Origin of the sequence: Streptomyces sp. NPDC086989, assembly GCF_044745505.1 — a bacterium.
Taxonomy (GTDB): Bacteria; Actinomycetota; Actinomycetes; order Streptomycetales; family Streptomycetaceae; genus Streptomyces.
Window position 1 is genome coordinate 168106 of sequence record NZ_JBIVAL010000009.1, and the last position, 23399, is coordinate 191504.

The following is a 23399-nucleotide window of genomic DNA, read 5'->3' on the forward strand; positions in this document are numbered from 1 at the left end:
CATTTGCCCGACGCCTCGCGCGGGCCGATCACCGGGCCCGGCGACCCTAGGCTGCCGCCATGGCTAAGGTGGGGGTCACGGTCCGGGGTTGCCGGCTGCTCGGAACGCTCGGGTCGGTGCTGCTGGCCGGCGGGAGCTGGTCCGCCGGGGCACTGCCGTCCGGGGTCCCCGACGGGGTGTGGGCACAGCGGAGCCCGGCCCACACGGTGCTGGGAGCCGCGGCCTCGTACGCCGGGCTGGTGCTGCTGGTGACCGCCTGGTGGCGGCTGGGCGGCCTGCTGCGGCAGGGGGAACCGGTCGGCCGCGGGCAGCTGCGCGCGGTGCTGTGGTCCTGGGTCCTGCCGCTCGTACCGGGGCCGCTGCTGTTCAGCAACGACGCGTACAGCTACGTCGCGCAGGGAGCGCTGGCGGCCCGGGGCTGGGACGTGTACCGGCAGGGGCCGGCGGTGCTCGGCGGCCCGCTCGCGGAGAACGTGCCGCAGATGTGGCAGGACGCGCCCGCGCCCTACGGACCCCTGGCCGTCGCCGCGAGCCGGGCCGTGGTCGCCGTCACGGGTGAACACCACACGGTGGCGGCGGTGCTGGGGATGCGGCTGGTGGCGTTGTGCGGACTGGGGCTGATCGTGTGGGGCGTGCGGCGGCTCGTGTCCGACCGGGGTTCCGCGACGGGTTCCGAGGGGGGACGCGGCGAGGAGGCGGGGGCGCTGTGGGCGGCCGTGCTGAACCCGCTCACCCTGGTGCACCTGGTGGGCGGGGCCCACAACGAGGCGCTGATGCTGGGGCTGATGGTGGCGGGGCTCGTGGCCTTCCGCCGGGGCCACTGGGCGCTGGGCACCGTCGTGCTGACCTGGGCCGCACTGGTCAAGTTGCCGGCCGGCGTGGCGCTGCTGTGCGCCGCCGCCTGGTCCGTGGGTGGCCGGCCGGACCGGCGGTCGGGGTGGCTGCGCGCCGCCGCCATCGCGCTGACGGGCCTTGCGGCTCTCGCGCTGGGCGTGGGGGTGAGCGGCCGGGGCTGGGGGTGGCTGTCGACGCTGCGGGGGCCGGCCCAGGTGTACACGGTGCTCTCGCCCAGTACGGACGTGGGCCGGACCCTCGGGCTGCTGTCCGAGACGTTCGGTGTGGGTACGGCGGCCGGTGCGATCGCCGCCGCACGGTCGGTGGGGCTGCTGCTGGGTGTGGGCGCGGTGGCGTTCTGCGCATGGCGTGCCCCGCGTACGGGTCCCGAGTACGCCACCGGCATGGCGTTGCTGGGGTTGGTGGTGACGGCTCCGGTCGTACAGCCCTGGTACGTGCTGTGGGGGGCGGTGCCGCTGGCGGCGGTCGCCTGGCGGCTGCTGGAGAGCACCGGGGCGCGGCTCGCGACGCTGGGGCTGGTCGCGTTGGTGCTGCCCAGCGGCTCGGCGCCCACCTGGCCCTATGCGCTCGCCGCGGTCACGGGGGCGTCGGCGGCCACGGCGGCGCTCGCTGCCTGGGGACCACCGGGGCTGTTGGTGCCGCCGCGCCTGCGGCTGCAAGAGCGCGGGCTGGTGCGGGCGGTGGCCAGGACGCGGCGCTGAGGCGGCGGGAGTTCCGCGTTGCGCCGGCCCGTGATGATCATTAAGGTTGCCGACATGACTGCCGGGTCGGCCTTGGGCCATGTACGAGCAGGGTTCCCGGCCTCGGCGTGAACCCGAGGCGGGCCAGGAGCCCGCCCCCTTCTCCGCGTTTCTTGCGTCCGGCGCCGTGCGGCGCCCGTCCAGCGATACCGAAACCGGAGACACACCCTTCTCATGTCCGACACCCAGCAGTACCCGAACGATGCCGTCCAGTTGAACCACACCGTCGTCCACGCCAGGGACCGGCGGCTGTCGGCCGAATTCCTCGCCGTGATTTTGGGGCTGGAGGTCGGGGCCCCGTTCGGGCCGTTCCTGCCCGTCGACCTCGGCAACAGCGTGACACTCGACTACTACGCGATGACCGGCGAGCCGATCCAGCCGCAGCACTATGCGTTCCTCGTGCCCGACGAGCGGTTCGACGCCATGATCGCCCGGCTGGAGGCGGTCGGCGTCACCTATTTCGCCGACCCTCACCACACCGAACCCGGGCGCATCAACCGCCTGTTCGGCGGTCGCGGCGCGTACTTCGCCGACCCGGACGGCCACAACATGGAGATCATGACCCGCCCTTACGCCCGCCCCTAGCGGCCGGCCGGCGCCGGTCAGGCGGACACCCGCCGACGGGCTTGCGCCGAGTCGCCACCGGCCACCCGGGGGCCCGTGGCCGCAGTTCGCCGGCCGCGGCGTCGCCGCCGCCGGGGCCGGCCCAGGCTGTGTATCCGTCCGGGCGGGCCAGGCAGCGGCAGCCGGGCCGGCAGCGGGTGTCGACCGCCATCGACCGAGCGCTTCGAAGAGGGCCTGCAGATCGTCCTCGACGGCATCGCGGCGCGCTACGGCATCCGCTGACGCCGGCGGCGGCGCCCACCGGCTCCCGCCGTCACGGAACGTTCGTCATCGTCTCGCAGCGGACCGCGATGTCGGCCCCGTCCGTGCCGTCGCAGGTGTCCGTCGCGTCGTCGCCGCCGTCGATGACGTCGTTCCCGGTGGCCGCCGCGGCCGCCGGGACGGGCGCGGCCGGAGCGGCGGGAGCCGGCGACGCCGCCTGCGCGGGCTTCGCCGCCGGGGTCGGGCGGCCCTGGCGGCCCGGCCGGGCGGGCTTGCCCGTGATGCCGCCCTCGCCCTTCCCGTGTGCGGCGTGGCCCGAGTTGCTGTCGCCGATGATCGCGTCGACGCCGGGTCCGCCCAGCAGTACGTCCTCTCCGCTGCCGGTCGCGGTGCCCTCGGCGGAGGAGTCGCCGGTGAGGGTGTCGTCTCCGGCGCCCCCGTCCAGGATGTCCCGGCCGCCGCCGCTCGCGTTGATGCCGCCGCGGCTGTCGCCGATCATGGCGTCGTTGCCCGCCTCGCCGAACATGATGTCGTTGCCGCCGCCGGTCGCGCTGGAGCCGAACGCCATGCTGTCCCCGCCCATCCGGTCGTCACCCGGTCCGCCGAAGAGGATGTCGTTCCCGCCGCCGTCGACAGAGGCCCCCGTGGAGAGCAGGTCGCCGCGGATCAGGTCCGCGCCCTCGCCGCCGTCCAGCCGGTCGTCGCCCAGGCCGCCGGAGATCGTGTCGTTGCCCGCGAGCCCGCAGATGAGGTCGTTGCCGCCGCGGCCGTCGATGGTGTCCGCTCCCGCCGACCCGATGATGACGTCGTTGCCCTCCGTCCCGGTGATCGTGCCGGACCCGGTGATGGTCGCGGGCTGCCCGAAGCAGGTGGCGTCGGCCGCGTGGGCGGCCGTGGCCGGGGCCCCGAGGGAGAGCAGGGCGGCTGCCGCCAGCAGTGTGAGCGACGTACGACAAGGCATGGAGAACCTCCGGTCGGAGTGTGCGCGGCTGTTCCGGTTCCGGACGTCATGGGAACCAGGCTCGAATCCGTGGGGAACATATGGCGCATACACCTCAAAATCAATGAAATGCAGAGCCTTTTGTATGTCTTACGCTCGGTTGGCCCCGCCTCCGGGACAGCGGAAGCGAGTTCCCGGGCGGTCGCCTACCGTCGGGGTATGAGCGTGATCATCGTCATGCACGAGTTCGACACTCCGTCACCGGCCCGCACCGCCCCCGGGCCGGGCCGCGGCGTCGGGTCACCCGTACGCCGGGTGCACGTCGCGCCCGCCGCGCCGGGTACGACCGACGAGCCGGGACCGCGGACGCTCTGCGGCAAGGACACCTTCGCGATGCGCGCGGCCGGCCCACCGACAGGCTCCCCGTGGTACCCGCCCGAGGAGGCGGACCTCGTGTGCCCCTCCTGCGACGCCGCGATGGACGAGGACTGATCCCCGAGTCCGACTGCGCGCCGCGGAGACGCCGACGGCGGTACAGCGCGTGCGCACTCACCGCATTCGCGTGAAGCTTGAGACCGGGTCAACGCACCACCCACCACGCGCCCGGGTCAACGCACCACCCGCCACGCGCCCGGTCGTGGCGACCGCGTCTAGGGAAGGGTCTGTCCTCATGCCGCTCACGCATCGCAAGGATCTCGGCCTGCTCGCCCTGCGTCTGGGGGCCGGCGGTGTGCTGCTCGCGCACGGTGCGCAGAAGCTCTTCGGCTGGTTCGGCGGCGGCGGGATCGAGGGCACGGCCCGGGGCATGGAGCACATGGGGTTCACCCCCGGCCGGGAGAGCGCGATCGCCGCCGGCCTCGGCGAGGCGGGCGGCGGTGTGCTGCTCGCCCTGGGGCTGGCGACCCCGGTGGCCGGCGCCGCCGCCGCGGGGGCCATGGCCGGCGCCGCCTCCGTGCACGCGCCCGCAGGCTTCTTCGCCCAGGGCGGAGGCCTGGAGTACCCGGCCTTCCTGGGCTTCGTGGCGGCCTCCCTCGGCCTTTCCGGACCCGGCCGGTTCTCGCTCGACCATGCCACCCGGCACCGGCTGGACCGGCCGGCCACGGTGGTGACGGCCTTCGCACTCAGCGCGGCCGCAACCACCGTCGTCCTCACCCGGAGGAACGCCGGGCTCGCCGCCGCCGAGGCGGCCAGCCCGGACCCGGCCCCGGACCCGGACCCCGGCAGCCATACGGCCTAGTGCTGCGGCCCGCACCGGCTCACCGGTGGCTGCGAGGGCTACCAGCCGAAGCGGCGGTCGACCTCCCGGGCGAACTCCTCGAACGTCAGTACGTTGTCGCCGTTCTTGTCGGCGGCGTCGAAGAGGGCGGACGAGGCGTCGACATCACCCAGGCCCCAGAACGGCAGGTCACCGGCGGCGGCGAGGGTCGGGCCCTTCGCCCGCAGGGCGGTGATCACTTCCAGGCGCGTCAGGGTGCCGTCGTGGTCGAGGTCGAGCGCCTCGAACAGCTTGCGGGCCTTCGCACTCATCACGCGTGTCCTTCCGGGAGGAATCGGCAGGGGCTGCCTGCCGCCAGCCTACGACGCGGCGCACTCCCCCCGACGGGCCGGTGCGCACCGCTCCCCGACCGCCGAACCCCCGGGCCGGCAGCCAGGACGAGGAATGAGGAACGAGGAACGAGGAAAGAGGCGGATGACCGAGATCCCACCCCAGCACGCCTGCGCGGAACAGGCCGTCACCGTCCTGATGGCGGTGGTTCCGTGCGGCGCCGAAGCGGCACGCCGGATCCTGGCCGCCGCCGCACGCAGCGCCGACGCCGGACCGCGGGAAACGGCGGAGGCCGTGCTCGCACTCGCCGACGGCGGCACACCCCGGGGCCCCCTTCGGCGGGCCCTCGCGGAGGCGATGGACGAGGCCCGGTCCGCCGGCGCCCCGGTGACGCAGCCGTACACCCGGCTGCTCCCCGACCCGCAGGCCATCGCCACCCTGCTGAAGCGGCACCGCGGGCTGCGCCGGCGTGCTCTCGACGCGCCCCACGACCTCGCCGTTCGCAGCGAGCTCGACGACGCGACGTACACCCTCTGCATCCTGATGGGTCAACGCAACGCGTACACGGCACTGCGTTCGGCCGAACTGCTCCTCGGCACGGAGTGGTGGCTCGGCACCGGCGTCCGCGGCAGATCGGACCGTCGGCCGGGGCACTCGCCCCTGCACGGTTGCAGAACGCGTCGGCCGGACACCACGGGGTGCGACTTTCCGTAGCCGAACTGCTACCTTTCGTGACCATCGATGAGGTGGCCACGCGGGGAAGGGTTGCGTCCCATGAAGACGGTCGTGCACGGCGTCCGAACCCCTGCCGTCCGATGACGGCGTCCGATCCGTACCCCGCGCCGCCCGCCCCCGCGCCGCCCGCCCCGGCGTCTTCCGCGGCCGTCCGCCGCGGCGGCACGTCCCGTCGGGCGCTGCTCGCCGGGTCGGTCGGCAATCTCGTCGAGTGGTACGAGTTCGGTGTGTACGGGTGCCTGGCCACCGTCATCGCCGCGAACTTCTTCACACCGAGCGAGAGCGGAACAGGCGGAACCGGCGGAGCCGAGGCGCTGGTGGCGACGTACGCCTCGTTCGCGCTCGCGTTCTTCTTCCGGCCGGTCGGCGCCGTCCTCTTCGGGCGGCTCGGCGACCGTGTGGGGCGCCGGCCCGCCCTGATCGCGGTCGTCGGCCTCATGACCCTGGCGACCGTGCTGATCGGCCTCCTGCCGACCCGCGGCGCGATCGGGCCGGCCGCCCCGTGGCTGCTCACCCTCCTGCGGGCACTGCAAGGGCTGTCCGCGGGCGGCGAGTTCGGCGGGGCCGTCTCCCTGATGACGGAGTACGCGCCGGTAGGCCGCCGCGGCGTGTACGGCGCCTGGCAGTCCTTCACCGTCGCGCTCGGCCTGCTCACCGGGGCCGGTACGGCCGCCTCCCTGGCGAGCGCGCTGTCCGCCGAGGCCCTGCACGCGTGGGGCTGGCGGATCCCGTTCCTGCTGGCCCTGCCGCTGGGCGCCGTGGCGCTGTGGCTGCGCACCGCGGTCGAGGAGCCGCCCGGCGCTCCCCCCGCAGCCGGCGCCGTCCCGCAGGCCGGGCCCCGGGAGCTCGCGCGGGCGGTGGTGCTCGGCGTCGGGCGGATCATGGGCTGGTCGGCGGCGGGCTACACCTTCCTGGTCGTCCTGCCGTCCTACCTCCAGGCGGCACTGGGCGCCTCCCTCCGCGAGGCCCTGGTCGCCACCGCCCTCGCCAACACCGGCTTCGCCGCGGCGATCCTGCCCGCCGGAGCGCTGAGCGACCGGATCGGCAGGCGCCCGGTGATGCTGTGCGGCGCCCTCGGCGTCGTGGTGCTCGCCCTGCCCCTGCTGCACGTGCTCCAGTCCCCCGGCGCCTCACCGTGGGCCCGGGCCGGGGCCGTACTGCTCGCCGGAGCGCTGGTCGGCCTGCTCGCCGGACCCGGGCCCGCCATGCTCGCCGAGATGTTCCCGCGCAGGGTGCGCTGTACCGGCCTCGGACTGGCCTACTCGCTGGGCAACGCGGTGTTCTCCGGCTGCGCCGGACTCGTCATCACCGCCCTGATCGCCGGTACGGGGGACACCGCCGTGCCCGCCTACTACGCGGCCGGCGCCTGCGCGCTCAGCTGCCCGGCGCTGCTGAGCCTGCGCGGCCGCGACCACCGGGAGCCGCTGCGGTGAGGGTGATCGGGCTGATGTCGGGGACCTCGTACGACGCCGTCGACGCTGCGGCAGCCGACCTCGACGTCCGTGCCGACGACGGCACGCTGCACCTGGTGCCGCTGGGCACGGTCAGCGAGCCGTACCCGGCCGACGTACGGGAGGCCCTCGCCGCCGCCCTGCCGCCCGCCGCGACCACTCTGGCCGAGGTCTGCCGCCTCGACACCCTGATCGGGCAGGCCTTCGCGGCCGTCGCCGCCCGCGCCGACCGGCAACTGTGCGCAGGACGCGCCGAGTTGGTCGCCTCGCACGGGCAGACGGTGTACCACTGGGCCGAGGAGGGCCGGGTCCGCGGGACACTCCAGCTGGGCGAGCCCGCCTGGATCGCGGAACGCACCGGCCGTCCGGTCGTCTCGGGTTTCCGCCCGCGCGACGTGGCGGCGGGCGGGCAGGGCGCGCCGCTGGTCAGCCTGGTCGACCTGATGCTCCTGCGCGGGCGCCCGGGCGTGCCCGCGGCGCTGAACATCGGTGGGATCGCCAACGTGACCGTGCTCCCGGCGGGCGCCGATCCGGTGGCGTTCGACACCGGCCCGGGCAATGCGCTGATCGACGCCGCGGTACGGGAACTGAGCGCGGGGCGGCTCGCGTACGACGCGGACGGCCTGCTCGCCGCCGCCGGGCGCGTCCACGAGGGGCTGCTGCGGCGGCTGCTGTCGACGGAGCCGTACTACCGGATGCCGGTTCCCCGGACGACGGGCAAGGAGCTGTTCCACGCGGGCTACCTCCGGACGCGGCTGGCGGGCTTCGCGGAGCTCCCCCCGCAGGACCTCGTCGCCACGCTCACGCGCCTGACCGCCCGGACGGTGGCCGACGCGCTGCGCCCGCCGGGCACCACGGAGGTGTTCGTGTCGGGCGGCGGGGTACGCAATCCGACGCTGATGGCGATGCTCCGGGACGAGCTCGCGGGCCGGACCGCGGTCCGCGGGTCGCAGGAGCTGGGGCTGCCCCCGCAGGCCAAGGAGGCCTACGCCTTCGCGGTGCTCGGGTACCTCACCGCGCACGGCCTGCCCGGCAATGCCCCGGGCTGCACGGGCGCCGCCGGGCCGCGCGTCCTGGGGTCGCTCACCCCGGGCAGCCGCCCGCTGTGCCTGCCGGCGCGTCCGGGCCGCCTCCCGCACGCCCTGGCGGTACGGGACCCGGAGCCCGCGGAGGCCGACGGGTGACCCGGGGCCGGCTCAGCGTTCGGGGGCGGGTGCCACCAGTTCGGGGCCGTTGTTGCGGACGCTGTTGACCGCCGTGGACACCGCCCGTACGTCGAGCCGGCCGTCGGCCGGGGTGTGCAGCAGGGCCCGGAGGCCGTGGACGTCCTGGTGGGCGGGGTCCAGCCACGCCCCGTGGTCCTCCGGGGCCACGGCCAGGGGCATGCGGGGGTGGATCCGGCCGGCCGCGTCGGTGGCCTCGGTCGTGATGATCGTGGCGGTGGCGAGCCAGGCCGCCGGGTCGTCCTCGTCGGTCACGGCGGGGTCCCGCCAGAACTCGTAGAGCCCGGCCATGGCCATCACTGAGGCATCCTGCGGGGTGATGAAGTACGGCTGCTTGTACGCCTTGGCCGTGGCGGTGGCGGCCACGGCCTGCCACTCGTAGAAGCCGTCCGCGGGCAGCAGGCACCGGCGCCGGGTGAACGCGCGGCGGTAGGCCGGCTTCTCGTGCACCGTCTCGACCCGTGCGTTGATCATCCGGGCGCCCCCGTCCGGGTCCTTCGCCCAGGAGGGGACGAGGCCCCAGCGCAGGGTGCGCAGGCGGCGCTCCACCTCCCCGGTCCCGCGGTCGGGGCGTTCCAGGACGGCCCAGACCTGATCGGTGGGGGCCACGTTCCAGCTCGGTGCCAGCGTCTCCCGGGGGTCCCACCGGGCCTCGAACAGGCCGGCCAGGTCCTCGGGGGCGCGGCTGGAGGCGTATCGACCGCACATGGCATCCACTGTCCCACCGCGAGGGCTCCCCCGGGCCCGCGGCGCCCCGTGGCGCCCGCCGTCGGGCCGGCGCCGCGGGCGCGGGGTTCAAGGAGGGGTACGTGCCCGCAGCCACCGGGGCGGCCGCCCGGGCCGCTCACCGCGGACGGCCGCCGTCTCCAGCGTAGGCCTGAATGCGGCCGCTCCGCCGCTCGTGTCGTTCGGACGGCGGCCCGGGGCCGCCCGGGCGCGCACTCCGCGGACGGTCCGGCGACCAAACGTCTTCGCAGGTCAGCGCCCCATCGCACCGGATCTGACCGGTCGCCGCCTGTCGTGATGTTCCGCCCGGCCCCCGGGTCATCCGTGCGGCCGGCGGGGGCCGGTGAAGGCCGACGAGCGGGGTGATCGGGACGGGGCGGACGCCCCGGGTGACCCGGCCGCCGCCGAGGTGCGCGCGGGCCCGGGTCCGCGCGCGGTGCGTCGCGCGGGCGCGCCGTACCAGGGCGCGTCGGGACCGCCACGGGGCAGCGCGCACGGCGGCGGCGGGTCCGTCAGCGCTGCGGCCGGACGGCGTCCGCCGACGGGCCCGGCCGACCGGCCGACCGCGGGCGACGCGGGCGAAGACGGGTCCGGGCAGCGCTCCCGTCGGCGGGGGCGCACCGGACGGCGCGGGGTTGACCGGCCTGACCGGCAAGGCACCCCTCAGCGCCTCAGGGCCTGGCCGCCGATGTCGGAGGCGCCACCGAGCAGGGCCTGCCACCACGACTGCACCTCGCGGTGGTCCATCGTGGCCCAGGCCGGGGTCTGCTCCACCTGCCCGCGGCCGAGGCGGCGGGCCAGCGCGACCATCTCCCGTCCCGCAGCGCCCCGCGCGGCCTGGTAGGCGTGCAACAGCTCGGCCCAGGTGCCGGAACGGCGCCAGGCCTCCTCGAACGCGGTGGCGTCCTGGAGGGCCTTGGCCGCACCGCTGGTGTTGTGCGGGCGCACCACGGTGGCCGCGTCTCCGGCGAGCAGCAGGCGCCCGGCCGTCGTACGGGCCGTCTCCAGGTCGTAGATGGGCTGGACGAAGGTGTCCGCGGGCTCCGTCAGCCCGATCACCTTCGCCCAGTAGGGCGGGAACTCCCGCTCCAGCAACGCGCCGAGGTGAGCCGTGAGTTCCTCGGTCACCCGGCCCGGGGGGAAGCTCGTCGGGTCGTCGAACGGCAGCCGGCCGGCCTGCGGGGGCAGGGCGTACAGGACCCAGTTCACCCGGGGGCCGTCCGGTCCGGGGATGCGGTAGACCACACAGCTTCCGCCGGTGAAACAGACGGTGGTCACCGCGTCGGCGGGCCAGTCGCCGTCACCGAGCGCGTCCAGCCGCCGGGCGTCGAAGTTCCCCCGCCAGCAGACGTACCCGGCGTACGAGGGCCGGGACTCGGGGCAGACCGCCTCGCGGACGACCGAGCGGTACCCGTCGGCTCCGACGACCAGGTCGAACGGCTCGGTGGTCCCGTCGGCCAGCCGTACCTCGGCCCGCTCGCCGGCGTCGGCCACGCCCGAGACCACCACGCCCTGCCGGTAGAGGACCGATGCGGGGGTGGCCTCGCGCAGCCCGCGCCACAGCAGCCCCCAGTGGTACGAGTGGAAGGGGAACGGCTGCTCCCAGAACAGCCGCCCGGACGGCCCGGCCGCGGAGTCGTCGCGGACCACCCATCGGCGGCGGGTCAGCCGGTGCGCGGCGATGCCTTCGGGCAGGGCCCCGGTGGCGGCGAGTTCGGCGGCCCGGCCGTCGTGGACGCACAGGCCGAGCCCCCGGTCCGCCAGCCGTCCGCGGGTGCGCTCCAGCACCACCACCCGGTCGGCGCCGGCACGGGCCGCCGCCGACGCCAGCGCGCATCCGGCGATGCTCCCGCCCACCACCGCGACCGTACCGCCCTGCATGCCGTGCTCCCTCCGCGCGAACTCCCGGGATCCGTCAGCCTACTGAGAGTTGGACGGCGGGGCGCGGGGTTCGCGCGATGCCGGGCGCCGGGCCGGCGGTCAGCCGGCGAGTGCGGCCGACACGACGGAGCGGGCCTCCTCCTGTACGCGGCTCAGGTGGTCTGCGCCCAGAAACGATTCGGCATAGATCTTGTAGACGTCCTCCGTTCCCGAGGGGCGGGCCGCGAACCAGGCGTGCTCCGTGGTGACCTTGATGCCGCCGATGGCGGCGCCGTTCCCCGGAGCCTGCGTCAGGACCGCCGTCACCGGTTCGCCCGCCAGGGTGTCGGCGCCGACCTGCCCCGGGGACAGCCGGCCCAGGACGGCCTTCTCCTCCCGGGTGGCGGGGGCGTCGATCCGGGCGTATTCCGGCTCGCCGAAGCGGGCCGTCAGCGCGGCGTACCGCTCGCTCGGGGTCTGCCCCGTCACCGCCAGCATCTCCGAGGCCAGCAAGGCCAGGAGGATGCCGTCCTTGTCGGTGGTCCACACCGAACCGTCGCGGCGCAGGAAGGAGGCTCCGGCCGATTCCTCGCCGCCGAAGCCGATGGTGCCCGCGGAGAGCCCTTCGACGAACCACTTGAACCCGACGGGGACCTCGACCAGTTCACGGCCGAGGTCGGCGGCCACCCGGTCGATCATTCCCGAGGAGACCAGCGTCTTGCCGATGCCCGCGTCCGCCGGCCACTGCTCGCGGTGGCGGTAGAGGTAGGCGATCGCGGTGGCCAGGTAGTGGTTGGGGTTCATCAGGCCGCCGTCCGGGGTCACGATGCCGTGCCGGTCGGCGTCCGCGTCGTTGCCGGTCGCGATCCGGAACCTGTCGCGGCCTTCGATGAGCGAGGCCATCGCGTACGGGGAGGAGCAGTCCATCCGGATCTTGCCGTCCCAGTCCAGTGTCATGAACCGCCAGGTGGGGTCCATGTGCGGGTTGACGACGGTCAGGTCGAGGCGGTGTTCCTCGGCGATCCGGCCCCAGTACGCCACGGAGGCGCCGCCGAGCGGGTCGGCCCCGACGTGCAGGCCCGCGGCGCGTACGGCGTCCAGGTCGAGCACGGACGGCAGATCGCGCACGTAGGCGCCGAGGTAGTCGTACGTGCCCGTGGTCGGGGCGGCGGTCGCCCGCGCGAACGGGATGCGCCGGACCTCCTTCATGCCCCCGGTGATGATCTCGTTGGCGCGCTCCTGGATCCAGCCGGTGGCATCCGATCCCGCGGGCCCTCCGTGCGGCGGGTTGTACTTGAAGCCGCCGTCCGCCGGCGGGTTGTGCGAGGGGGTGACCACGACCCCGTCGGCCGGCCCGGAGGTGCGCCCGCGGTTGTGGGTGAGGATGGCGTGCGAGACCGCGGGGGTGGGGGTGTACCCGTCGGCGGAGTCCACGAGCACGGTCACGTCGTTGGCGGCGAAGACCTCAAGGGCGGTCACCCGGGCGGGCTCGGACAGGGCGTGGGTGTCCGCGCCCAGGAAGAGCGGGCCGTCGATGCCCTGGCGGGCGCGGTACTCGCAGATCGCCTGGCTGGTCGCGGCGATGTGGTCCTCGTTGAACGCCGTGGCGAGGGAGGAGCCGCGGTGTCCCGAGGTGCCGAAGGCGACGCGCTGGCCGGGGTCCGCCGGATCGGGGTGCAGGGCGTAGTACGCGGTCACGAGCCGGGCCACGTCGATCAGGTCCTCGGGCCGCGCCTGCTGCCCCGCTCTTTCGTCGACCATCCGTCCTCTTCCTCCGTGTCGGATCCGAGCTGAATCAACGAGAACAACCGTGGTCATTGTGTCGCCCCCTGAACGTGCCCGCACCGCCGCGCCGCCACGCGGCCCGCCCCTGTGCGCCCCGTCACGCGGCCGTCGGCCCGTACGGGGTGACCGCCCGGCCGGGCGGTCGTTGAGCCCGGCGGCAGCACCCCGGACCAGGCCCCCGACTGCGGAGACGTGGCAGCTGATGAACGCCCACCCCGGCACCGACCCGCATGCCCTGTCCCGGCGCCGGCTGCTCGCGGCGGCGGGCGCCGCCGGCGCCGCGGAGGTCCTGGGCACGGGAGCCGTGGCGGCGGCCCGGCCCCGTACCGGCGGCGCGCCGGGCGGCCCCGCCCCGTTGTCCTTCACGGAGGCCACGAACGGCGCGGCGAGCCCGTCCCCGGGCGGGGACGGGCTGGTCGCCGAGATCCACAACGTGCTGTGGTCGGTGCCGGGCTCCGGGGGCGACGCCGTGCCGCTCACCGCGGCGGCCCTGGAGGCGAGCCGGCCCGTGCACTCCCCCGACGGCACGCTGGTGGCCTTCTGTGCCTACGGCAGCGGCGGCCATCACGTGTGGACCGTGCGCCCGGACGGAACCGGGCTGCGGCAGCGCACCGACGGGCCGTTCGACGACCGCGGGCCGGCCTGGTCGCCCGACGGGACGCGGATCGCCTTCGCGTCCGAGCGGGCCGGGGATCCGGTCGGCGGGGCCCCGTACCGGATCCACGTACTGGACCTGCGGACCGGCGCAGTCGTCGGGGTGACCGGAAGGGCCGGGCAGGACGGGCCGCTGCAGTCGGGGGCGTGGGAGGACTTCGATCCCGCCTGGTCCGCGGACGGGCGGCGGATCCTGTTCGTCCGGGCGGCGGTGAAGGCCGCCCCGAACGGGCCCGTGGCGGATGCGCGGACGATCGCCTCCGCCCCTGCGGACGGATCGGGTCCGGTCGCCGCCGTCTTCACCGAGGAGGGGCCCGGCGCCCAGCTCCTGGCGCCGGCCGTCGCGCCGGACGGCCGCCGGACGGCCTGGCTGCGGACCACGCCGGCGCCGGAGGCCTCCTGCGTCCTCGTCGTCGACGGCCGGCCGGTGCCCCTCGCCGGGGACCTCGCGGCGCAGCCCCCGCGGTGGACGGCGGCCGGTGAACTGCTCGTCACGGTCGACGGCCGGTTCACCCTCGTCAGCCCCGAACGGCCCCAGGCACCCCGGACGATCCCCTTCCGCGCCCGGGTGCCGGCGGCCCGTCCGCGCTACCGGACCAAGCGGTACGACCTCGGCGGCCAGGGCCGGGTCCGGCCGGTCCGCGGGGTGCACCTGCCGGCGCTGTCCCCCGACCGGCGGTACGTCGCCTTCGCCGCCCTGGGCTCCCTGTGGCTCGGCGGCACCTCGGGCGGACGCCCGCCCCGGCGGCTGGTCCGGGCGGTCCCCACCCGCTACCTGTTCGCCCCGTCATGGGCGCCCGACGGGCGTTCCCTGCTGTACTGCGACGACCGTGACGGGCTCATGGCGGTTCACCGGCGGGACCTCGCCACGGGAGCGGAGAGCACCCTGGCGGCCGGCGGCCGGGTGTTCCCGGCGCTGTCGCCCGACGGGCGGCGGCTCGCCTGCCTCGACCTGGTCGGGCGGCTCGTCGTGCGCGACCTGGAAGGCGGCACGGAACGCGTGCTCGCCGCACCGCTCGGCGGGGGCGGGCTGCCGGGCCGGCCCTGCTGGTCGCCCGACGGGACGCGGATCGCCCTGTGCGACCGCAACCGGCTCAACATGCGGTTCCGGGAGGGCCTCAACCTGATCCGGGTGGTCGATGCGGTCACGGGAGACGACCGGCTCCATGCCGTGGCCCCCTATTCCTCCCTCTCCGACCGGTACGACAGCGGGCCCGTCTGGTCGCCCGACGGCCGCTTCATGGCGGTGATCGTCGAGTCCGCGCTGTGCCTGCTGCCGGTCGGGCCGGACGGCACCCCGCGGGGCCCCCTGCACACCCTGACGGCCGAACCCGCCGACCACCCCTCGTGGTCCGGGGACGGAAGGACGCTGCTGTACCTGTCGGGGACGCGGCTGCGCCTCATCGGTGTGGACGGCGGTCCGCCGCGGACGGTACGGCTGCCGCTCGACCGGAGCGTGCCGGAGCCCGTGGACACCGTGGTGCACGCCGGGCGGTTGTGGGACGGGACGGGCGGGGCGGTGCGCGAGGACGTGGACGTCCTCGTCCGCTCCGGGCGCATCGCGTCCGTCGAACCCCACCGCGCGTCCGGCCGGGTCTCGGCGGCGCGGCGCATCGACGCGTCGGCGGGGACCGTCGTCCCCGGTCTGTGGGACACCCACACCCACCCGTGGCAGAGCACGTACGGCGGCCGCCAGGGCGTGGGCCAGCTGACGTACGGGATCACCACCGCCGTCTCCCTTGGCGGCTTCGCCTACGAGCAGGCCCGTGTCCGCGAGGCCGTGGCGAACGGGGAGCTGGCCGGACCGCGGCTCCTGACCAGCGGTGAACTCCTCGACGGTGCGCGCGTCGCGTACAGCATGGGGCGCGCCCACCGGACGGCGGAAGGGCTGCGGCGGTCCCTGGAGCGGGGTGCCGCCCTGGACTGGGATTTCGTCAAGACGTATGTCCGGGCGCCCTCCTGGGTGATGGAGCAGGCCGCCCGGTTCGCCCACGAGCGGCTCGGCGTCCGGTGCGGAAGCCATCTGGTGTCCCTCGCGCTCCAGCTGGGCCAGGATCTGACCACCCATCTCCAGGCCACCGAGCGGGCCGAGGCCGGCCATGCGCGGACGGCCTGCGGCCGCTCCTTCCAGGACGTGGCCGAGATCTACGGCGCGGGCGACGGGCGCCTGGCCCTGATCGCCACGCCGTTCGCGGCGATGCCGCTGCTGGGTGCCGATCCGGGGCTGGCCGACGACCGGCGGGTCACGGAGGTCATGGCGCCCTGGGACTCCGCACTCGTGCGCCGCTCCGCCGGGACCGCGCCGACGGACGCTCAGCTGGCGACGCTGCGCCGGGAGACCGACGTCTACCGGAGGCTGCTGGCCGCGGGCGGCCTGGTCGCCCTCGGGACGGACTCGCCGCTGGTGCCCGTCGGGCTCTCGTTGCACCTGGGGCTGCGCGCCCTGCACCGGGGCGGGCTGTCCCCGGCCGAGGCGCTGCGCACGGTGACCGTCCTGCCGGCCCGGCTGTTCGGGCTGGCGGACGAGCTCGGCACGCTCGTACCCGGCAAGGTCGCCGACCTCACGATCGTGGACGGGGACCCCTTCACCGATTTCGACGCGCTGGTGCGGACCTCCGCAGTCCTGCGGGGCGGCGTGCCCCACACCACCGACGAGCTCGTGGCCGGCTTCGCACCGGCGCCAGGCCGCCGGACCGACCTGGTGCGCTGGGACCGGGAACGGCACTTGATGCTCCGCGACGGCTGCTGCCGGACCCCCGCGTGAGCACCCGCACGCCGGCTACCCGGCGTCCGCGCGGCGCCGTGCGAGGGCGCGGCCCGTCGCGGCGAGGGCGATCGCGGTGACGGCCAGCGCCGCCGCCACGGCGAAGGTGATACGCATGCCGTGGGCGACGTCCTCGGGGCTCGCGGTGGCGACGTCGCCCGCCCCCGAGGCGAGCGCGAACACCGCGCCCATCACCGAGGCGCCGGTGACGAGCCCGAGGTTGCGGGACAGGTTGAGGACTCCGGAGACCACGCCCCGCCGGTCCGGGCCGACGTCCGTCATGACGGAGGTGTTGTTCGCCGTCTGGAACACCGCGTAGCCGGCGGTGACGACCACGAGGGGGACGAGGTAGCCGGCCACGCCGAGCGACACCGGTGCGAGGGACAGCGCGCCGCAGCCCAGGCCCACCCCGGCGAGCCCCGCGACGGTCATGCGCCGGGAGCCGAACCGGTCCGCGATGCGCCCGGCCGGCACACCGGTCAGCGCGGCGACGAGCGGACCGGCCGACAGGACGAGCCCCACCGCGGCCTCTCCGAGTCCGAGGCCGCGGGAGAGGTGGAACGGGCCGACCACGAGCGTGGTCATCATCACGGTGGAGACGAGCGCGCTCATGCCGAGTCCGGAACTCAGCAGCGGCTCGCGGAAGACCGCCGGCCGGAGCAACGGGGACGCCGCTCGCGCCTCGGCCCGTACGAACAGGCCCACGCCGAGGGCGGCGGCCGCCAGCAGGGCGAGGTTGAGCGGACCGGGACGGCCGCGCCCCACCGTCATGGCCAGGGAGTAGGCGCCGAGGGTCAGCGCGAGCAGCAGCGTGCCCAGGTGGTCGAAGCCGCCCCGCTCGGTGCGCCCGTCCCGCCGGTCGGCGGGCAGGTGGCGGGAGGCCAGGGCGAACGCGAGGACACCCAGCGGCACGTTGACGAGGAACACCGCCCGCCATCCGGGACCGGCGATCAGCAGACCGCCCAATGAGGGGCCGAGGGCCGTGCCGACGGAGGACATGGTGCCGAGCAGCCCCATGGCGCTGCCGGTCCGCTCCTTGGGCACCGTGTCCCCGACGAACGCCATGGTGAGGGCCATCATGGCGGCCGCTCCGAGACCCTGCGCCGCCCTGGCGGCGATCAGCAGCCACAGCGTGGGCGCGAGCCCGCACAGTACCGAGGCCGCTGTGAACAGGGAGATCCCGGACAGCAGCAGCCGGCGGCGGCCGATCATGTCTCCGAGCCGGCCGACGCTGACGATCAGGGTGGTGATGGCGAGGAGGTAGGCGAGGACGACCCACTGGACCTGCTGGAAGGGGGCGCCGAAGGCGTGCGCCAGCGTGGGCAGGCCGACGTTCGCGGTGCTGGTGCCGAGCGAGGACAGCAGCATGGACAGGGAGAGGCCCGCGAGTGCCCATCGGACCGAAGCCGGGTTCCTCGCCGGGCCCCCGGCCAGGGCCGCCGGGGACCCGGCGGCGAGCGGCTTCACCGCCCCCGCCCTTCGGCGGTGGCCTCGCGCACGCCCGTGAAGACGGTGGTGGCGGACAGGAGGAAGGCGTCGGGCCGGCGCAGGATGCCCTGCTCGGCCCCGGGGTCGAGCAGTACGTCGAGGGTCTCGGTGTCCTCGGTGTCCAAGGCCTCGCCCGCGACCTCCCGCATCCGGGTCAGCTGCGCGTGCAGGAAGGTGCGGCCCGGTGCGCCCAGCGGGGCCGGCAGGTCGAGGAGCGACGTGAAGCTCCCGACGCGGGTCAGCCCCGCTCGGCCGAGCATCGCCTGCCAGTCCTCGACGACGGCGACGGCGCCGGGGAGCTCGGCCCGCATGGCCGCGAACCGGTCTTCCAGGACGGCGTCGAGCCGGGCCTGCAGGCCGGGGCGGCCGATGCCGATGTCGCGCGGGAGGAAGCGCATCGGCAGACCGCCCTCCGCGACCGCGAGCACCCCGCCGGGCCGCAGCGCCGCGGTCAGCGCGTCCAGCGCGCCCTGCTGGTCGCCGAGGTGGTGGACGGCCTTGCTGCTCCAGATCAGGTCCGCCGTGCCGAGGCCGTCGAGGCCCTCGGGCAGTCCGGCGTTCCGGGCGGCCACCCGGTCGCCGAGGCCGAGGCGTCCGGCGCGGGCGAGGGTGCGCTCCAGCAGGCCGGGCGAGCCGTCCACGGCGACGGTCTCCGCGTCCGCGAAGGCCTCGGCGAGCACGCAGGTCATCACGCCGGGTCCGCTGCCGATGTCGAGGACGCGCCGGACCTGCGCACGCGGGCCGAGCAGCTCCCCGAGGCGGGCGGCGGTCCGGCGCAGGGCCGGGAGCTGCAGTTCGGCGCCGGTCTCCAGGGCCGTTGCCTGGGCGTCCCAGTCGACGTCGGCCGCGTGCCGGCCGTGTCCGTGTCCATGTCCATGGCGGTGGCTGTGACGGTGTGGGGGTGCGCCGTGCGCGGGGCGGGGATCGCTGTGTCGGGTCATGCCGCGGAGCCTGCACCCGCGGTTCCGGGGCGACAACTCTTGTTGCCGTTTCCGGGACGGGAGAGTGGAATGCCCCCATGGACACACCCAGCGGCACACCCACCGACGCACCCGCCGACGCGCCCTTGGACACACCACCGGACACGTCACCGGACGCGCCACCGCCGTACCAGGCGGTCCTCGACGGGGTCGGCCCGCGCCTCAGGCGGCTGCGGGCCAGGCGCGGCCTCACCCTGGCCGCGCTCTCCGAGGAGACGGGCATCTCCAAGAGCACGCTGTCCCGGCTGGAGTCCGGACAGCGCCGTCCCAGCCTGGAGCTGCTGCTCCCGCTGGCGGGTGCGTACCGGGTGCCGCTCGACGACCTGGTGGGGGCGCCCGAAGTGGGCGATCCCCGGGTCCGGCTGACGCCGCACGTGCTGCCCAGCGGCGGGACGTTCGTCCCCCTGTCACGGACGCCCGGCCCCCTCCAGGCGTACAAGATGATCATCACCGACCGGGGGGCCGAGCCGGACCTGCGCACCCACGAGGGCTACGAGTGGATGTACGTGCTGCAGGGCCGGCTGCGGCTGGTGCTCCCGGAACACGATCTGGTCCTCGGCCCCGGCGAGGTCGCCGAGTTCGACACCCGGCTCCCCCACTGGTTCAGCAGCGCCGACGGGCGGCCCGTCGAGGTGCTCAGCCTCTTCGGGAGACAGGGCGAACGCATGCACGTCCGCGCGAAGCCGGCTCCGTCGGGCGGTGCCGGGAAGAGGCCGTGAGGGGGTTGAGGGGGTCCTGCCGGGCCGTGGCGCCGCGTGGGCGGGCGGGTGCCCGGGCTATTCGCTGACCAGGACCGGGAGGGTGAGCACCGCGCTCGCCGGGGTTGAGGTGAGCTGGTCCGCCGGCACGGTGAAGTCGATCCCGTCCCCGGCCGCGCGGGGCCCGTCGTGGTGGTCCGTGCCGGACGCGTCCGCGCCTTCCTCCTGGTAGTGGAAGGTGCCGGTGCCCAGGAGCCGCCCGTCCGCGTCGTAGTACGCGGCGCGCAGGTCCAGGGCCAGTACGTCGCTGACGTCCGAGGTGACGGCCAGGTGCCCGGTGACTCCCGGCTTCCCGGCGGGTGCGAGGGCGAGCGCCGTCAGCCGCACCCGGTCGGTGAACGGGCCCTGCTCGACGCGGACTTCGCCGGCCTTGGCCGACGGGGTGAGAACGGCTGCCGGTGCGGGTGCGCCGCTGGGCGCCGGCAGCGCCACGGCCGCGGCGGATCGGGCCGGCTTCCCGGCACCGGCGTCGCCGCCGTCCGGGCTGCCGGAGCAGCCCACGGCGAGGGCGAGGAGGGAGGCGGCCAGCGCGGCGGCCGCCCCGCGGGTGAGGTGTCTCATCGGTTCGCTCCTGGAGGGGCCGGGGCCGGGAGGGGCGTGCTGCCCTCCCGGCCCCGGTTGCCCGAAGGTCAGTGCTGCTGGGGGGCCCGGCCGAACAGGGCGCGGTACATCTTCCCGTACAGCTCCGTGTTGTTCTGGCTGGCGGCGAAGGCGCTGCCGGTGGGGCCGTAGGCGAAGAGCGGGACGTCGGCGCCGGTGTGGTTGCCGGACAGGTACGTCAGCCACAGGCTGGCTTCGGGGCTGCCGTCCTTGACGCCCGCCGGGTCCTCGGGCGTACGGAACGTGGCGGGCGCGAAGTTCTTCGCGTCGGCCGAGCCCGCGCCGTTGACGGCACCGGTGGAGCGGGAGGGGTCCTTGGCGCCGGAGGCCGCGCGCGACGGGGCGCTGCTGTTGGCGGCGTTGCCGGCGTCCACGTTGGCCGGGGGCGCGACGGCCTCGGCGTTGGTGTACGAGCCCTTCTCGATGATGTTGAAGCCGGCGCACTCGTGGTCCGCCGTGACGATCACGAGGGTGTGGCCGTCCTTCTTCGCGAACTCGTACGCGGCCTTGACCGCCTCGTCGAAGGCCTTCACCTCGGCGAGCGTCTGCGCGGCGTCGTTGGCGTGCGAGCGCTTGTCGATCTGCGCGCCCTCGACCTGGAGGAAGAAGCCCTTGTTCTTCCTGCGGTCCTGCTGCCTGCGGTCGGTCAGCAGGGAGATGGACTTCCTGGTCATGTCCGCGAGGCTGGGCTCCTGCTTCTGCGGAGCGTCGGCGGGCAGGGACGCCTTGGCCTGCTCGACGGTCAGGTTGCCGCGGTTGAACAGGCCGACGACCTTCTTGCCGTCGGCCTTGTCGAGGTCGCTCTTGGTCGCGACCTTCTGGCTGGCGGCGCTCTGGGCGGGCAGGGCCGGGTCGCCGAAGCTGCCGAGCACCTGGTAGCCCTGGGCCTGGAGGGCCTTCTGGTCATCCGGCTCGAAGCGGGCGAGGCCGCCGCCGAGGATCACGTCGGCGGTTCCGTTGCGGGCGATCTGCTCGGCGATCGGCGTGACCAGCGTCTTGTCCTGGGGCGCCGGCTCGTACGTGCCGTCGTCCTTCTTGGGCAGGCAGGCGGCCTCGGTGAAGACCGGGCCCTGGCAGCCGCGCAGCAGTGCGTGGCTGAACTGCGCCGCCGGGGTGGCGTCGGTGACCTCGGCGGTGGAGACGTTGCCCGTGGCGAAGCCCGCCGCCTTGGCCTGCTCCATCAGCGTCACGGTCTTCCTCTCGTACGCGTCGACCCCGATGGCCGCGTTGTACGTCTTGACGCCGGAGGACCAGGCGGTCGCGGAGCTGGCCGAGTCGGTGACCAGCGCGGGCTTCTGGCTGCCCTTCTCCACGGCGTACGTGGCGACCGCGCCGGTGAACGGGAGGGTCTCCATGGTGAGCTTGCCGCCGGGGCCGTAGTAGCGGTCGCGGGCGGCCGTGACATGGGAGCGGCCCATGCCGTCGCCGAGGAGGTAGATGACGTTGTGGATCTCCCTCCCCTGATCGCCCTGCGGGGTGGCGGAGTTGGCGGTGACGGCCGTACCGGCGGCGACGGCACCTGCGACGGCCAGGACGGTCAGGATCTTCGGTGTGTTCGCGAAACTGCGACGCATGTGCGGGAAATCCCCCTCGGAAGGTACTGCTCGGGCATGCCGACCGTAGGAGGCTTGCGTGAACACGCCGGGCTCGGAAGATGACTTCGAGTCGAACGGAACGCGGGTCTGCGTGGTCGCGCCGCAGGCGGCCCGGAACCCGTACGGGGAGGGGCGCGTACGGGTTCCGGGCTCACGCCGGCAGGGCCATGAGGAGGAGCGGCCGGGTGGTGGGGCGCACGGATCCGCCCTCGGGTTCCAGGGTGAGTCCGACCCCGGAGGCGTTCTGGATACCGCCCTGGAGGAGCGTGGCCCCGTCGTGCGCCACGAGTCCGGCGGGACGCATGGTGCCGTGGTCGTCGAACCAGAGCTGGTACGTCCTGCCCGCGCCGGGGTCGGGTAGCCCGGCTCCGACGAAGACTGCCCGGTTCTGCGCCCTGGAGCTGACCACGGAGGTGGTCGCGCCGGTCGCGGTGCGGCCGCGCACCGTGCGGGCGTCGGGCGCGGACATGACGGCGCTGAGGTCCTGGAGGCTGCGTTCGGAGGCCTGGACCTGCTGGAGGGCCTCCTCGGTGCGCTGGTTCTGCATGATGCTGACGCCTCCGAGCACGGCCGCCGTGGCGAGGCTCGCGGCGATGGCCAGTACGGTGGCCCTGCGGCGCAGGACCGCGGCGAACGTGATCGGCCTGCCCACGGACGGCAGCAGCGGGGGCAGTTGGCGGACGGAGTCGATGCCGTCCAGGACCGCGCCCTTCATCTGCGGGGGCGGCGCCAGGGTGGCGGCTCCGGCCAGGCGGGCGGCGGTGGCGGAGAATTCGGCCACCTCCTGGAGACAGGACGGGCAGTCGGCGAGGTGTGCTTCGAACACCTCGTGTTCCGCCGGTGCCAGGGCGTGGAGGGCGTACGCGCCGGTGAGGGTGTGCAGTTCCCCGTCGTGCTTCATGTGGTCACCCCCATGCAGTCGCGCAGCCGGATGAGTCCGTCGCGCATGCGTGTCTTGATCGTGGGCAGTGGTGTGCGCAGGGTCTCCGCGACCTCGCGGTAGGTCAGGCCCTGGTAGTAGGCCAGCGTGACGGCCTGGCGCTGGATCTCGGTCAGGCCGCGCATGCAGCGCCGTACCTGCTCGCTCTCCAGCCGGGTTTCGACCTGTTCCGCCACCTCGTCGAACGGCCGGGCCTGTTGGCGGGCGGCCTGGTCGTGTTCTCGGTTGATCGCCGCCTGGGCGGAGCGTACCCGGTCGACGGCGCGGCGGTGGGCGAGGGTGGCGGCCCAGGTCTGCACGCTGCCCTGGTCGGGGCGGTAGCGGGCGGCCTGCCGCCACAGGTCGATCATCACTTCCTGGGCCACCTCCTCGGACTGGGCACGGTCGCGGACGACGCGGACGACCATGCCGAAGACGGTTCCGGACAGGGCGTCGTAGAGGGCGGAGAAGGCGTCCTTGTCGCCGCGGGCCACCCTGGACATCAGCTCTTCGAGCGGGGGCGCGGTGTCGGGGGCACCGAAGGGCAGTGGTTGCCTCACCGGCCGGTCTCCCTTCCCCGCAGGTGCCCATGCCGGTGCGGACTCGAGCGGATCGGCGGGGGCGGGGTGCAGGGTCGGCCGAGGGTGGCGGATGATCCGCCGGGGTCCGTCCATCGCATGACTGTCCTTCGCTCCGCGTGGCGCCAAGTTCGCGTTCTTGACCGGTCTTCGGAGCGGGCGTCCGTACGGATTGGCCCGCTCGCCCGGCAATTTACGCACGTGGGCACGGCGTGGTCGGGGGAAGTTGTCCGTTCGTGCCAAGTCAGGAGGGGTGCCGCGGCGAAGGCGCCGGTTTCGATTCCCGCCCGTCGGCACCAATCCGCCGGCGCCCCGGCCGCGAAGGAAGGGGGAGACGCCGTGGCCGACGGCGTGGCGACCAGTGGGGAGTGACGGAT

General features: G+C 74.9%; 20 protein-coding genes. 9 read left to right on the forward strand and 11 right to left on the reverse strand.

Annotated elements, in window-relative coordinates; translation table 11 throughout:
- Positions 1 to 59 precede the first annotated feature (59 nt).
- Positions 60 to 1556, forward strand: coding sequence for a polyprenol phosphomannose-dependent alpha 1,6 mannosyltransferase MptB (gene mptB, locus ACIPK4_RS23170; protein WP_402315474.1), 1497 nt, complete (start codon positions 60 to 62; stop codon positions 1554 to 1556).
- A 213-nt stretch (positions 1557 to 1769) separates the two neighbouring features.
- Positions 1770 to 2180 (forward strand): VOC family protein, encoded by a 411-nt coding sequence (locus ACIPK4_RS23175; RefSeq protein ID WP_402315477.1) that lies wholly within the window; start codon positions 1770 to 1772, stop codon positions 2178 to 2180.
- 292 nt (positions 2181 to 2472) lie between these two features.
- On the opposite strand, the gene ACIPK4_RS23180 is transcribed toward ACIPK4_RS23175, so the two are convergent.
- Positions 2473 to 3381, reverse strand: coding sequence for a calcium-binding protein (locus ACIPK4_RS23180; RefSeq protein WP_402315479.1), 909 nt, complete (start codon positions 3379 to 3381; stop codon positions 2473 to 2475).
- A gap of 198 nt (positions 3382 to 3579) precedes the next feature.
- Here ACIPK4_RS23180 and ACIPK4_RS23185 point away from each other — a divergent pair, with 198 nt between their 5' ends.
- Positions 3580 to 3852, forward strand: coding sequence for a hypothetical protein (locus tag ACIPK4_RS23185; RefSeq protein ID WP_402315481.1), 273 nt, complete (start codon positions 3580 to 3582; stop codon positions 3850 to 3852).
- A gap of 178 nt (positions 3853 to 4030) precedes the next feature.
- Positions 4031 to 4597, forward strand: a complete 567-nt coding sequence (locus ACIPK4_RS23190; protein WP_402315483.1) for a DoxX family protein — start codon at positions 4031 to 4033, stop codon at positions 4595 to 4597.
- Between the two features lie 38 nt (positions 4598 to 4635).
- On the opposite strand, the gene ACIPK4_RS23195 is transcribed toward ACIPK4_RS23190, so the two are convergent.
- On the reverse strand, positions 4636 to 4887 hold the full coding sequence (locus tag ACIPK4_RS23195) for an EF-hand domain-containing protein (RefSeq protein WP_402315485.1): 252 nt from the start codon (positions 4885 to 4887) through the stop codon (positions 4636 to 4638).
- A 163-nt stretch (positions 4888 to 5050) separates the two neighbouring features.
- Between ACIPK4_RS23195 and ACIPK4_RS23200 the strand changes: the two genes are divergently transcribed.
- The 3 genes from ACIPK4_RS23200 to ACIPK4_RS23210 all read left to right on the forward strand — a co-directional run bounded on the left by ACIPK4_RS23200 (position 5051) and on the right by ACIPK4_RS23210 (position 8276).
- Positions 5051 to 5620 (forward strand): DUF5133 domain-containing protein, encoded by a 570-nt coding sequence (locus ACIPK4_RS23200; protein WP_402315488.1) that lies wholly within the window; start codon positions 5051 to 5053, stop codon positions 5618 to 5620.
- Between the two features lie 101 nt (positions 5621 to 5721).
- Positions 5722 to 7074, forward strand: a complete 1353-nt coding sequence (locus ACIPK4_RS23205; protein ID WP_402315490.1) for an MFS transporter — start codon at positions 5722 to 5724, stop codon at positions 7072 to 7074.
- A complete protein-coding gene (locus ACIPK4_RS23210; RefSeq protein WP_402315492.1) occupies positions 7071 to 8276 on the forward strand; it encodes an anhydro-N-acetylmuramic acid kinase in 1206 nt (401 codons plus the stop codon). The genes ACIPK4_RS23205 and ACIPK4_RS23210 overlap by 4 nt, the downstream gene beginning before the upstream one ends.
- 12 nt (positions 8277 to 8288) lie before the next feature.
- Here the strand turns inward: ACIPK4_RS23210 and ACIPK4_RS23215 are convergent, their stop codons facing one another.
- The 3 genes from ACIPK4_RS23215 to pgm all read right to left on the reverse strand — a co-directional run bounded on the left by ACIPK4_RS23215 (position 8289) and on the right by pgm (position 12662).
- Positions 8289 to 9023 (reverse strand): SOS response-associated peptidase, encoded by a 735-nt coding sequence (locus ACIPK4_RS23215; RefSeq protein ID WP_402315494.1) that lies wholly within the window; start codon positions 9021 to 9023, stop codon positions 8289 to 8291.
- 681 nt (positions 9024 to 9704) lie between these two features.
- Positions 9705 to 10922 (reverse strand): FAD-dependent monooxygenase, encoded by a 1218-nt coding sequence (locus ACIPK4_RS23220; RefSeq protein ID WP_402315495.1) that lies wholly within the window; start codon positions 10920 to 10922, stop codon positions 9705 to 9707.
- A gap of 99 nt (positions 10923 to 11021) precedes the next feature.
- Entirely contained in the window at positions 11022 to 12662 is a 1641-nt protein-coding gene (gene pgm / locus ACIPK4_RS23225; RefSeq protein WP_402315497.1) for a phosphoglucomutase (alpha-D-glucose-1,6-bisphosphate-dependent), read from the reverse strand.
- Positions 12663 to 12888: 226 nt separating this feature from the next.
- On the opposite strand from pgm, the gene ACIPK4_RS23230 reads away from it, so the two are divergent.
- Positions 12889 to 16104: an amidohydrolase family protein gene (locus tag ACIPK4_RS23230; RefSeq protein ID WP_402315499.1), complete on the forward strand. Its 3216-nt coding sequence runs from the start codon at positions 12889 to 12891 to the stop codon at positions 16102 to 16104.
- 15 nt (positions 16105 to 16119) lie between these two features.
- Here the strand turns inward: ACIPK4_RS23230 and ACIPK4_RS23235 are convergent, their stop codons facing one another.
- Both ACIPK4_RS23235 and ACIPK4_RS23240 read right to left on the reverse strand, forming a co-directional pair.
- The gene (locus ACIPK4_RS23235; protein WP_402315501.1) at positions 16120 to 17571 is read right to left on the reverse strand and encodes an MFS transporter; all 1452 of its coding nucleotides are present in this window, start codon (positions 17569 to 17571) and stop codon (positions 16120 to 16122) included.
- Positions 17568 to 18533 carry a class I SAM-dependent methyltransferase gene (locus ACIPK4_RS23240; RefSeq protein WP_402315503.1) on the reverse strand — a complete coding sequence of 322 codons (966 nt, stop codon included), beginning with the start codon at positions 18531 to 18533 and terminating at the stop codon, positions 17568 to 17570. The genes ACIPK4_RS23235 and ACIPK4_RS23240 overlap by 4 nt, the downstream gene beginning before the upstream one ends.
- Before the next feature lie 77 nt (positions 18534 to 18610).
- On the opposite strand from ACIPK4_RS23240, the gene ACIPK4_RS23245 reads away from it, so the two are divergent.
- Positions 18611 to 19291 carry a helix-turn-helix domain-containing protein gene (locus tag ACIPK4_RS23245; protein WP_402315506.1) on the forward strand — a complete coding sequence of 227 codons (681 nt, stop codon included), beginning with the start codon at positions 18611 to 18613 and terminating at the stop codon, positions 19289 to 19291.
- A 57-nt stretch (positions 19292 to 19348) separates the two neighbouring features.
- Here ACIPK4_RS23245 and ACIPK4_RS23250 read toward each other — a convergent pair whose 3' ends face one another.
- From ACIPK4_RS23250 to sigK, 4 genes are all read right to left on the reverse strand, one after another.
- Positions 19349 to 19891, reverse strand: a complete 543-nt coding sequence (locus ACIPK4_RS23250; RefSeq protein ID WP_402315509.1) for a hypothetical protein — start codon at positions 19889 to 19891, stop codon at positions 19349 to 19351.
- A 68-nt stretch (positions 19892 to 19959) separates the two neighbouring features.
- Entirely contained in the window at positions 19960 to 21504 is a 1545-nt protein-coding gene (locus tag ACIPK4_RS23255; protein WP_402315511.1) for an alkaline phosphatase, read from the reverse strand.
- A 172-nt stretch (positions 21505 to 21676) separates the two neighbouring features.
- Entirely contained in the window at positions 21677 to 22426 is a 750-nt protein-coding gene (locus ACIPK4_RS23260) for an anti-sigma factor domain-containing protein (protein WP_402315514.1), read from the reverse strand.
- Positions 22423 to 23004 carry an ECF RNA polymerase sigma factor SigK gene (gene sigK / locus ACIPK4_RS23265; RefSeq protein WP_054220909.1) on the reverse strand — a complete coding sequence of 194 codons (582 nt, stop codon included), beginning with the start codon at positions 23002 to 23004 and terminating at the stop codon, positions 22423 to 22425. The genes ACIPK4_RS23260 and sigK overlap by 4 nt, the downstream gene beginning before the upstream one ends.
- Positions 23005 to 23399 lie beyond the last annotated feature (395 nt).

Excerpts from the sequence above, each read along its gene's own strand:
- ACIPK4_RS23260 (WP_402315514.1), bottom strand. The coding sequence starts at position 22,426 with ATGAAGCACGACGGGGAACTGCACACCCTCACCGGCGCGTACGCCCTC.
- ACIPK4_RS23245 (WP_402315506.1), top strand. The coding sequence starts at position 18,611 with ATGGACACACCCAGCGGCACACCCACCGACGCACCCGCCGACGCGCCC.
- ACIPK4_RS23255 (WP_402315511.1), bottom strand. The coding sequence starts at position 21,504 with ATGCGTCGCAGTTTCGCGAACACACCGAAGATCCTGACCGTCCTGGCC.
- ACIPK4_RS23230 (WP_402315499.1), top strand. The coding sequence starts at position 12,889 with ATGAACGCCCACCCCGGCACCGACCCGCATGCCCTGTCCCGGCGCCGG.
- ACIPK4_RS23180 (WP_402315479.1), bottom strand. The coding sequence starts at position 3,381 with ATGCCTTGTCGTACGTCGCTCACACTGCTGGCGGCAGCCGCCCTGCTC.
- ACIPK4_RS23220 (WP_402315495.1), bottom strand. The coding sequence starts at position 10,922 with ATGCAGGGCGGTACGGTCGCGGTGGTGGGCGGGAGCATCGCCGGATGC.
- ACIPK4_RS23195 (WP_402315485.1), bottom strand. The coding sequence starts at position 4,887 with ATGAGTGCGAAGGCCCGCAAGCTGTTCGAGGCGCTCGACCTCGACCAC.
- ACIPK4_RS23185 (WP_402315481.1), top strand. The coding sequence starts at position 3,580 with ATGAGCGTGATCATCGTCATGCACGAGTTCGACACTCCGTCACCGGCC.
- ACIPK4_RS23215 (WP_402315494.1), bottom strand. The coding sequence starts at position 9,023 with ATGTGCGGTCGATACGCCTCCAGCCGCGCCCCCGAGGACCTGGCCGGC.
- ACIPK4_RS23175 (WP_402315477.1), top strand. The coding sequence starts at position 1,770 with ATGTCCGACACCCAGCAGTACCCGAACGATGCCGTCCAGTTGAACCAC.
- pgm (WP_402315497.1), bottom strand. The coding sequence starts at position 12,662 with ATGGTCGACGAAAGAGCGGGGCAGCAGGCGCGGCCCGAGGACCTGATC.
- ACIPK4_RS23200 (WP_402315488.1), top strand. The coding sequence starts at position 5,051 with ATGACCGAGATCCCACCCCAGCACGCCTGCGCGGAACAGGCCGTCACC.
- ACIPK4_RS23190 (WP_402315483.1), top strand. The coding sequence starts at position 4,031 with ATGCCGCTCACGCATCGCAAGGATCTCGGCCTGCTCGCCCTGCGTCTG.
- ACIPK4_RS23250 (WP_402315509.1), bottom strand. The coding sequence starts at position 19,891 with ATGAGACACCTCACCCGCGGGGCGGCCGCCGCGCTGGCCGCCTCCCTC.
- ACIPK4_RS23205 (WP_402315490.1), top strand. The coding sequence starts at position 5,722 with ATGACGGCGTCCGATCCGTACCCCGCGCCGCCCGCCCCCGCGCCGCCC.
- ACIPK4_RS23240 (WP_402315503.1), bottom strand. The coding sequence starts at position 18,533 with ATGACCCGACACAGCGATCCCCGCCCCGCGCACGGCGCACCCCCACAC.
- mptB (WP_402315474.1), top strand. The coding sequence starts at position 60 with ATGGCTAAGGTGGGGGTCACGGTCCGGGGTTGCCGGCTGCTCGGAACG.